This window comes from Bacteroides fluxus YIT 12057 (genome assembly GCF_000195635.1).
GTDB lineage: Bacteria > Bacteroidota > Bacteroidia > Bacteroidales > Bacteroidaceae > Bacteroides > Bacteroides fluxus.
Map to the genome: position 1 here is coordinate 1 of NZ_GL882643.1, position 9,710 is coordinate 9,710.

The window sequence follows — 9,710 nt, forward strand, 5'->3', positions numbered from 1 at the left end:
ACATGTTCGGTAAGAACTTCTTGAACCGTGTGGTTATTTTGGAATAATATACTCTAAATAACAATAGACTCTAAAAAGAAGGCGTCTGGATTCTCAGGCGCCTTTTTTTGATGAACGGTTTATGCTGTGAAGCAAAATCCGATTTTCCGAACTGAAACGATTATGTAATGATGAAGTTTAAGCTACTTTTTTTTGTACTGTTTTCTTGCGTGTCTTCAGGAGCTTCTGCCCAATTGACATATGGTACAACCGGTTTGCTGCATGCTCCTTCCGCAGAAATGCAACGTGACAAGACCGTCATGATTGGTGGTAATTTCATGAATAAGGAGCTGACCCCTCCTACTTGGTACTACCACACCTATAATTATTTTCTGAATGTGACCATATTCCCCTGGATGGAAGTAGCCTATACCTGTACTCTATTTAAAGCAGAAGCATTGGGTCTTGGTCCTTATGGCTACACGGGTTTTACGAACCAAGATAGATATTTTTCCCTCCGGTTAAGAGCCTTGAAAGAAGGACAATTCTGGAAATACATGCCTGCTGTGGTATTCGGTACTTCCGATCCATATACGGAATCGGGTGACGGACAAATTTCATCTACAGATGGAAATGGCTATTTTTGCCGATTTTATGTAGCGGCAACCAAGCACATTCCTATTGGCAAAGAAGAAATCGGAGTTCATCTTTCTTATCTTTATAATAAGAGAAATGAATACAAATTAAATGGATTTGCATTGGGAGTCACTTATAACCCCACTTTCCATCCGCAATTACGAGTGATAGCAGAATATGATTCAAAGAATTTTGCCCTAGGAGCAACTTATTTATTATTCAATCATTTGCATATACAATTAGAAATGCAAAAGATGCAATATTTCAGCGGTGGGTTAACTTACAAAATCTATTTAAAGTAGAATACAAAAAGCAAAGGGTGCCATTTGAAGTGCACCCTTTGCTTTTTATTATAAGGAAGCTTAATACACCAGCTTCACATTATCAACCCAAAAAGAATTACCCGGAGAACCTATATAAGCTCCACCATGGCTTGAAGTAAACTGCAACAATAAATGTGTAGGTTCGTCATCTTCCGTTCCCCAAGCCACTTCTTTGACCGGAACACTTTCACCTTTACTATTGACGGCATATCTCTCCTGTACCTGAAGACGCATCATATGGGCCTTATAGGCAGGGTCACCGGTGATATCTCCATACATAATAGAATAAGTGGCATTGTTACGCCAGTCGGAAGTAGAATAATAGCGTACTACCATTGTACCCACACGCTTAGCATAGATATTGCCCTTTTCATCTTCCCAACGCTTCTGTAAGAAAAGATTCACTTCGGGGAAATCCTTTCCTTCTACATCAGTGATACGGCTGAATCCTGTTGCACGAATACGCTTTTCGCGGTCGGACATCTGCACTTTATAGTCGAACTGGATGGCTATAGGTTTCTTTGTGAAAGGAATGCCTGAGTTCAACATTTTCTGCGGGTTCTTGGTTCCTTTTATAGGTTCGTGCACCTCACCCAAAAAGATAGAACCGGCAGCCAATACCGTTATATCCACTATGCCAAACACTTTTACACTCTCCATACGGGTATCCATACGGGCACAAAAGCCATCTCCCCTCTGTTCGGGGAAGACAGAAGTATTTGTCTTGGTAATGCCCGCTACCTTTGCCATCACATTGGAAGTAGCCCAAGGAGAGCCCCCCATATTCTTATATGCCTTATTTTCATGAATCGTCGCAGTAGGACCTATGGCATATACATTCTTGGTGTCGCCACCGATAATACCCGATTCCTTTATTTGACGGTCAATCCACTGATCCATATTTCCGAAAGGAATCATCTCAACTTTGTGCTGTTGCGCCGATAAAGTTCCACAATAGAGTGCGGCGGACAGCATCCCCAACATACAAACTTTCTTTTGAATCATCTTCTTTAATAGATAGTTGACAATTATTACAGACCGTACTTCCACTGTTCCAGTGCAAAGTTCCAATTGTCCTGGACTAATTGTATCGTACGGTCATCATACTTATATTTATTCTTTTTATAGCCCTTCTTTCCTCCGACATACTTCTCAATAGCGGCACGCGCTTCAGAGTAACCCGGAATCGACAAAGTATCATAAATGTGTTCGGTCATTCCCATAGCGTCCGCCTCAAAATCTTCAAACTTCACCTCTATAAGATTTCCTGCCGGGATATCCGCCTTGTCCGCCTCATATTTATGATACAGTTTGGCATATATAGACAAGATGTTCTTTTCCAGTTCTTCATTGCTGATGTCTTGCAGTTTCAAGGGCTGAATCGTATTGGTGAAGAAACTGCGGGTACTTTCGAACACCGTATAGGGATTACGCATCAGATAGATGAATTTTGCATTCGGAAACATCTTCACCAGTTCTTTCACACGGCCGGTATGCGGCGGATTCTTACTCAAGAACTGAGTACCATGCGTATTCCAAAGTGAAATCTTTATCAATTTAACGAAAGTCTCCTCAAAAATTTTCAATTCCGCTTCCGTAATATCATCGAACAACAGATATTTATCTGCATATTCCTGCTGATGCTTCGGTAAAAACCAAAAATTATAATAGGTATAGGGCATCATATTGGCCAATGCAAACTCTTCTTCTTGAGGAAGGTCGACAGCCAGTTCCATATTGTCGGTAGGACGTTTATCCGGCATCAGCCAGCTCATGTTTTTTTTGAAGAATGGTTGCCCCCACATCATCAGATGAGGAAATACCGTCTGGTACGTGGTATTGTAGCCGAAATGCTTGTCACAGGAAAAAACATTGTGGACAAATGTCGTCCCGCTACGCCAATGTCCCAGAATAAAAACAGGATCATGTTCCAATGGTTTATCTGCCAATAGCTTTTCATAACGTTTGTCTTGCAAGGGTGCCAAGGTAGAGAGCAAGCGGCAAACTGCTTTAGTCAAACGATATTTGCTTTTGTAGGCGGCATCCACCTGGCGCCCTCCCGTTATATCCTTAAAAGTTTTCCAATCAGCACCGACCAGTGTATTTATCGGCAGTTTATTGAATTCTAATAGTCCCATCAGTCGTTATTTATTAAGTATTATCTCAAATCCTTGGCGTTCCAACTCCTTCACCGCGCGTTCTATAGCATCGTAATGTTCAGGAGTGATTCCCAGTTTCGGCAAATTCAATACAGGAATGTCTGCCGACAAGTGCATGTCCTTATCCTCTACCCTATCGATAATCATTCCCACAGCACTTGTGTTGTTGGTGATAGGATCTATTAGAATGAAAGAACCGGTAGCCTTGTTCTGCTGATAAGGATCAAAGAACAATTCTTTGGCGGTGGTCAGAACAACACGGGCTATCTGATTTAGCTGCATCGGCAAAGTATCTACTGTCAGCCTTCCATTCTCAATGGATAATTGCTCCATAGTGTTGACATCCACTTTATACTTGATGCTGTCAATACGGGTACGACTCTGATTTGTTGTTTGTTTGATAAAGAATGATTTATTGGCATCCATAGGCTCCTCATCCATCCAAACCAACATCGCCTCAAAGTTACGGGTCATTATAGGCTGATTATCGGGATGCACCAGCATTTCACCTCTCGACACATCTATCTCATCCTCTAAAGTCAAGGTCACAGACTGGGGCGGAAAAGCATAATCCAACTCTCCGTCATAGGTGACGATACTTTTAATACGGGACTTCTTTCCGGATGGCAATGCCATAACTTCATCTCCCTTTCGTACGATACCGGATGCAACCTTACCGCAAAAGCCACGGAAATCAAGGTTGGGACGCAGCACATACTGCACAGGGAAACGGAAATCAGACAAATTATGGTCATTGTCAATATGTACGGTTTCCAGAAAATCAAGGAGTGACGCACCGTTATACCAAGGGGTACGCACAGATTTCTCCACTACATTATCACCGTCCAATGCCGACAAAGGGATACAAGTCACATCGGGTATTCCCAATGGTGCCACGAACTTCTTATACTCACCGACAATCTCATTGAAACGTTCTTCCGAAAAGTCAACCAAATCCATTTTGTTGACCGCAAGCACCACATGCTTGATTCCCAATAAAGAAACCAGAAACGTGTGACGGCGGGTCTGTGTAATAACTCCCATACGTGCGTCAACCAGAATAATCGCCAGATTGGCGGTAGAACCGCCGGTAATCATATTACGCGTGTATTGCTCGTGTCCCGGAGTGTCAGCAATAATGAATTTACGATTGTTTGTTGAAAAATAACGGTAAGCCACATCAATAGTGATACCCTGTTCACGTTCAGCCTTCAAGCCATCCAGCAACAAAGCATAATCTATATGGTCACCTGCATTTCCCATGCGTTTGCTGTCACGCTCCAACGCATCCAACTGGTCTTCATACAGTTTCTTACTGTCAAACAACAAGCGGCCTATCAAAGTCGATTTTCCATCATCAACCGAACCGGCCGTCAGCAACCTTAATAAGTCCTTTTGCTCATCCTTATCCAAGAAAGCCTTTATATCAAGTCTAGAATCCTCCATTCTCTTCGTTTTTAAATCTTAATTTTTAATTGTCAGAAATAGCCTTCACGCTTTTTCTGCTCCATACTTGCATCCTGGTCAAAATCAATGACACGAGTGGTACGTTCGCTCTTGGTAGTGGTCATCATTTCTTCCACAATCTTCTCAATTGTGTCAGCGCTACTTTCTACAGCTCCCGTCAGCGGCCAACATCCCAATGTACGGAAACGCACCATACGCATTTTTATCTGATCGCGGTATTGCTCCGGTAAACGGTCATCATCAGCCATAATCAAATTTCCGTCAATCTCAACGCAGGGACGTTCTTTGGCAAAATACAAAGGAACAATAGGAATATTCTCCAAACGAATATACTGCCAGATATCAAGTTCCGTCCAGTTGCTCAACGGGAATACACGGATACTCTCACCTTTGTGTACGCGTGCGTTGTAGATGTCCCACAATTCCGGGCGTTGATTCTTGGGGTCCCATTGGTGGAACTTATCCCGGAAAGAGAAGATACGCTCTTTGGCACGGGACTTTTCTTCATCACGGCGTGCACCGCCAAAAGCCGCATCAAATTTATATTTATCCAGCGCATGAAGCAAAGCTTGTGTTTTCATCAAGTCTGTATGCACCTTGCTGCCATGGGTAAAGGGCCCTACACCGGCATGAAAAGCCTCCATATTGCTCTCAACAATCAAATTCCAACCATATTTCCTGGCATATTCATCGCGGAACTCAATCATCTCCTTAAATTTCCATTTAGAATCAATGTGCATCAAAGGGAACGGTACTTTACCCGGATAGAACGCCTTTTCAGCCAAGCGTACCATCACTGAAGAATCCTTACCTATACTATACAGCATTACCGGATTCTCAAACTCCGCCGCCACTTCACGGATTATATGAATAGACTCTGCTTCAAGCTCTTTCAAATGGCTTAGTTTATACTCTTCTTTCATTGTATATTATTTCTTCTGAATTCTTGGTAATATAAGTTCTAACAGTTTATTTACTGATTCTTCCAGGCTAAGCACGGATGTGTCCAACGTCAGAGCCGGGTGGACAGGCGCCTCAAAAGGTGCCGATACTCCCGTAAAGTTTTTTATCTCACCCTTGCGTGCCTTTGCATAAAGTCCTTTGACATCACGCCGTTCACACTCCTCAATGGGGGTACTGACATAGACTTCCAAAAAATCATCTGGTCCGATAATATTGGCAGCCATTTCGCGAATATCATTATTAGGACTGATAAAAGCCGCAATGGTAACGATGCCTGTATCGATAAACAGCTTGGATACTTCTGCTATACGACGGATATTCTCTACACGGTCCGCTTCTGTAAAACCCAGATTGTTGTTAATGCCGCTACGGATATTGTCACCGTCCAGAATGCGGCAAAGCAGTCCACGTTTATGCAGTTCACGCTCCAAGGCAATAGCTACCGTACTCTTACCGGAGCCGCTCAAGCCGGTAAACCAAATCATCACACTGTGTTGACCAAGCAATTCTTCTTTGTCTCGCCGAGTCAACATTCTATCGAAAATCGGATATATATTATTATCTGTCATCATTCAATTAAAATGGCCAAATTAATGGAATTAAGAAAATTGAAATTAAGAAAGTGATTATATTTAACGGTAATCCTATCCGTACAAAGTCCGTAAATTTATAATTACCGATACCCTGGACAATCAGATTAGTCTGATAACCGATGGGCGTCGAGAAACTGGCAGATGCCGCCATACAAATTACCACAAAGAAAGGCATCGGATTGACTCCCATCTGTGCGGAAATGGATAACGCCAATGGAAAAGCAAGAGCTGCCGCCGCATTGTTCGTGATGAGTTCTGTAAACAAGTTAGTAATAATGAATACGGCTGCCAACAGCACGTGCGGTCCATAACGGTCGCTCATTCCAATTATATAATGTGCCACCACGTCTGCTACCCCGGAATTAACCATCGCCTTGCTGATAGCAAAAGCGCAGGCAATCGTTATCAGAATATCCCAAGATATGTATTTGGTATATTTACGGGCAGGGAAAATTTTTGTCCATGCCATTATGATCGTAGTTATGGAAACAAAAAAGAACATATCCAGCTTGACATCCGGAAAAGCCTCCTTTACAACCGGAAGTTCGCCGACCGTTGCCCCTGTAATCATCAAAGTCAACAGAAGAAGGGCAAACCAACGCTTGCCTTTGCCCGGCACAGGTTCCGTATCATGACCGTTTGCCAACAATACAAACACCGAGGATTCTCCCCAAGTCTGGACAAAAGAATCATCTGCCGCAATGACCAGCGTATCACCTTCACGGAAATATTCATTTTGCAGATTCCGGGATATACTTTGTCCTCCCCGTTTTATTTCCTTTACCTCAGCTCCATAATGACGCTGAAAGTTAAAATCTCCCAATTTCTTATTGATACCTGGAAAACGGGGACCCAACACAGCCTCTACACGATGTAAATCTCCTGGTTCGTCAGGTTCTTCATCCAGTTTGACGCCATCAGTACGTATATCCGGTAGCAGCTTAGAAGAAAACGCAAACAGATAAATCATACCTGCAACCGCAATGAAGATACCGACTTTGCCTAATTCGAACATCGTGAATCCTTCATAACCTGCTTCCAATATCATACCATGTACTACCAAATTAGTGGAAGTTCCAATCAGCGTACATATACCACCAAGAATCGTAACATAGGAAAGAGGAATGAGGAACTTGGTGGCAGGAAGCTTTACCGATTCCGCCCACCGCTTGATAATAGGGGCAAAAATAACGACCACCGGAGTGTTGTTAAGAAAAGCAGAAATAAAGGAAATGGTTGGCAGCATACGAAGCTGCGCCTTAAAGACGGTAGTCTTGCCTTGCGGAAGCAATTTCTTTATGACTTGCCCCAGTGCCCCCGACTGGCGGATTCCTTCACTGACCAGAAACAGCATTGCAACCGTTATCATACCCTTATTGCTAAACCCTTCCAACATTTCTTTCGGAGTCAGAATACCTGCACAAAGGAACAATACAACAACTGAGAACAGTACCATGCCCGGACGCATCTTGTCCAGAACCAAAGCAATTACCATGCCCAACAGCGCCAACAATACAAACAGGATTTCAAACGTCATACGAGTCGTTATTTTATTTGGAATGTTTGGTTTCCACTATAAACCAAGGATTCAACAAATCTTCTTTATTATACAACAGAGGTTCTTCTTTTCCCGCCTGGTATATCTCTATTCCCGCCGCACGGGCTATGGCATGTCCTGCTGCCGTATCCCACTCCATAGTTGGAGCAAAACGAGGATATACATCCGCCTTACCTTCTGCGACCAGGCATATTTTAATGGAACTGCCACTTGATATCAGTTCTACTTCCGGATGACACCTCTTCATTTCTTCAATGTAAGCCTCTGTTTCCGGTGTAAGATGGGAACGGGACGCTACAATTACAAATGAATCATGCAAGCTTTTTTCCGGCAAACGAACAGCAGAAGCCATTAAGTCGTCCAATGAAGTCTCTTTACGCGCAACCATACCTGTCAGCTTATATGCTCCCAAATTTTCTTCTGCAAAATAAAGTTCTTTCTTTACCGGCAAATAAATGACTCCCATTACAGGAACAGATTTATGAACCAAAGCTATATTTACAGTAAATTCTCCATTACGTTTGATAAACTCCTTTGTACCGTCCAAAGGATCTACAATCCACAAGGTGTCCCAATTCTTTCGTTCAGCATAAGGCAAATGTTTCCCCTCCTCGCTCAGTAAAGGAAATGGAGTACTACATAAAAAATCACTGATTGCTTCATGCGCTCTACGGTCCGCAATGGTCAACGGTGAATTATCCGCCTTACGTTCTATCTGGAAATCTGACGCCGGATCATTGTAAATGGAAAGTATTTTCTCGCCAGCTTTCAAGGCTGCGTCAATTGCATTTAATATATATTGTCGTTCCATAATTATATTCTCTCAAATATAAGTTGCAAAATTAAAAACTTTTTCATCTTAAAAAGTTTCCGCTTCTTGTTTTATAACTTCTTTTAAACGAAAGGGATATATTTATAAGTACTTTTCACAATCAAACGAAAAAGGCAGTAACTTCACAGTTACTGCCCTGTCTTGAAAGGAAAGAAACGCTCCTTTCTTATGAATTACCAAAAAGAATTTTATTAATTAATGCGATACAACAACCACGCACCTTGGAAATCCTTGCGATTGGGGTATTTAGCCTTGAATGCATCACGCGCATCCGCAGCCGAGGCTCTGTCCGCAAACGTACTTACAATTACACGATACATGGCAGCATCCGCATTAAATACCACAAGAGCATCGTATCCTTCCTTATCCAGAAAATTTTTCAAGTTTTCTGCATTTGCTTTCACACCAAAACTACCGCACACGACACTATAGTCTTTCAGACCATTTGTACCGGATACCACAGTCACTTTCTCTTGACGTACACCGGCAGGAGCGCTTTCCACAACTTTAGCCTCTACAGGAGCCGTCACTACGGGAGCCACCTCCTCTACAGGAGCAGTAGTCTGCGGTTCAGCCAGTTCTTGTTGTTTAGCCTTTTCGTATGCTTTTTTATAAGCACTTTCACTTGATTTACAAGAAGAGAATGACAAAGCGATACACACTCCCATTCCCAACACTGCTAACTTTTTCATTTTTCTTATTTTTTTCGTTAATAAATTCTATATCTATTCCTTACTTTTATACAATCAATATTTTCGGAAAACCGATTTTGTACCCTCACATTCCAAGCGCAATACAGAATAGGATAATTCCTCTACTTTAAAAGCACGCTTTCCTTCCGGCCATCCGACGTAAGTACCGTAATTTTTATCATTTATACTTTCAGGCAGCAAATTAATAGAAATTTCATCACCTTTCAAAGAATAATTCCCAAAAAACGTCATTAAGCCACCATCTTTCAACAAACACATCACAGAAAAGCTTCCTTTCTGGAAATTATAGAATACACTATCCTCTTTTTGGGCTGTACCGTCAGCATATAGGTATTGGCGTAACTGCCATTTTCCAGCTAAATCACAACCTCCATTCATGCAAGCTGTTAGTGTACATACACTTAATACTATCCACAGATATTTCACCCTGGTTTTTAAGTCTTTTTTCATTATATTAACCCGTTGGCGGAATTAATTTAAGTTGATA

General features: G+C 42.1%; 10 protein-coding genes. 1 reads left to right on the forward strand and 9 read right to left on the reverse strand.

The features are described from left to right. Window positions 1–167 precede the first annotated feature (167 nt). Window positions 168–917, forward strand: a complete 750-nt coding sequence (locus tag HMPREF9446_RS10555) for a YjbH domain-containing protein (protein WP_009125634.1) — start codon at window positions 168–170, stop codon at window positions 915–917. Between the two features lie 60 nt (window positions 918–977). Here the strand turns inward: HMPREF9446_RS10555 and HMPREF9446_RS10560 are convergent, their stop codons facing one another. The 9 genes from HMPREF9446_RS10560 to HMPREF9446_RS10600 all read right to left on the reverse strand — a co-directional run bounded on the left by HMPREF9446_RS10560 (window position 978) and on the right by HMPREF9446_RS10600 (window position 9,673). Further along, window positions 978–1,943, reverse strand: a complete 966-nt coding sequence (locus HMPREF9446_RS10560) for a PCMD domain-containing protein (RefSeq protein WP_009125635.1) — start codon at window positions 1,941–1,943, stop codon at window positions 978–980. A gap of 26 nt (window positions 1,944–1,969) precedes the next feature. Then, window positions 1,970–3,076 (reverse strand): sulfotransferase family protein, encoded by a 1,107-nt coding sequence (locus HMPREF9446_RS10565; RefSeq protein ID WP_009125636.1) that lies wholly within the window; start codon window positions 3,074–3,076, stop codon window positions 1,970–1,972. A gap of 6 nt (window positions 3,077–3,082) precedes the next feature. Then, window positions 3,083–4,543, reverse strand: coding sequence for a sulfate adenylyltransferase subunit CysN (cysN, locus tag HMPREF9446_RS10570; RefSeq protein WP_009125637.1), 1,461 nt, complete (start codon window positions 4,541–4,543; stop codon window positions 3,083–3,085). A gap of 32 nt (window positions 4,544–4,575) precedes the next feature. Further along, window positions 4,576–5,487 carry a sulfate adenylyltransferase subunit CysD gene (gene cysD, locus HMPREF9446_RS10575; protein WP_009125638.1) on the reverse strand — a complete coding sequence of 304 codons (912 nt, stop codon included), beginning with the start codon at window positions 5,485–5,487 and terminating at the stop codon, window positions 4,576–4,578. Between the two features lie 6 nt (window positions 5,488–5,493). After that, the gene (gene cysC / locus HMPREF9446_RS10580; protein ID WP_009125639.1) at window positions 5,494–6,099 is read right to left on the reverse strand and encodes an adenylyl-sulfate kinase; all 606 of its coding nucleotides are present in this window, start codon (window positions 6,097–6,099) and stop codon (window positions 5,494–5,496) included. A gap of 4 nt (window positions 6,100–6,103) precedes the next feature. Continuing rightward, on the reverse strand, window positions 6,104–7,657 hold the full coding sequence (locus HMPREF9446_RS10585) for an SLC13 family permease (protein ID WP_009125640.1): 1,554 nt from the start codon (window positions 7,655–7,657) through the stop codon (window positions 6,104–6,106). Window positions 7,658–7,670: 13 nt separating this feature from the next. Continuing rightward, on the reverse strand, window positions 7,671–8,489 hold the full coding sequence (cysQ, locus tag HMPREF9446_RS10590; RefSeq protein WP_009125641.1) for a 3'(2'),5'-bisphosphate nucleotidase CysQ: 819 nt from the start codon (window positions 8,487–8,489) through the stop codon (window positions 7,671–7,673). Between the two features lie 212 nt (window positions 8,490–8,701). Continuing rightward, entirely contained in the window at window positions 8,702–9,202 is a 501-nt protein-coding gene (locus HMPREF9446_RS10595; RefSeq protein WP_009125642.1) for an SPOR domain-containing protein, read from the reverse strand. Between the two features lie 54 nt (window positions 9,203–9,256). Continuing rightward, window positions 9,257–9,673, reverse strand: a complete 417-nt coding sequence (locus HMPREF9446_RS10600) for a lipocalin-like domain-containing protein (RefSeq protein ID WP_009125643.1) — start codon at window positions 9,671–9,673, stop codon at window positions 9,257–9,259. Between the last annotated feature and the right edge of the window lie 37 nt (window positions 9,674–9,710).

Bases quoted from the DNA above. Each gene is read 5' to 3' on its own strand.
- HMPREF9446_RS10555 (WP_009125634.1), top strand. From the start codon at position 168: ATGATGAAGTTTAAGCTACTTTTTTTTGTACTGTTTTCTTGCGTGTCT.
- HMPREF9446_RS10560 (WP_009125635.1), bottom strand. From the start codon at position 1,943: ATGATTCAAAAGAAAGTTTGTATGTTGGGGATGCTGTCCGCCGCACTC.
- HMPREF9446_RS10565 (WP_009125636.1), bottom strand. From the start codon at position 3,076: ATGGGACTATTAGAATTCAATAAACTGCCGATAAATACACTGGTCGGT.
- cysN (WP_009125637.1), bottom strand. From the start codon at position 4,543: ATGGAGGATTCTAGACTTGATATAAAGGCTTTCTTGGATAAGGATGAG.
- cysD (WP_009125638.1), bottom strand. From the start codon at position 5,487: ATGAAAGAAGAGTATAAACTAAGCCATTTGAAAGAGCTTGAAGCAGAG.
- cysC (WP_009125639.1), bottom strand. From the start codon at position 6,099: ATGATGACAGATAATAATATATATCCGATTTTCGATAGAATGTTGACT.
- HMPREF9446_RS10585 (WP_009125640.1), bottom strand. From the start codon at position 7,657: ATGACGTTTGAAATCCTGTTTGTATTGTTGGCGCTGTTGGGCATGGTA.
- cysQ (WP_009125641.1), bottom strand. From the start codon at position 8,489: ATGGAACGACAATATATATTAAATGCAATTGACGCAGCCTTGAAAGCT.
- HMPREF9446_RS10595 (WP_009125642.1), bottom strand. From the start codon at position 9,202: ATGAAAAAGTTAGCAGTGTTGGGAATGGGAGTGTGTATCGCTTTGTCA.
- HMPREF9446_RS10600 (WP_009125643.1), bottom strand. From the start codon at position 9,673: ATGAAAAAAGACTTAAAAACCAGGGTGAAATATCTGTGGATAGTATTA.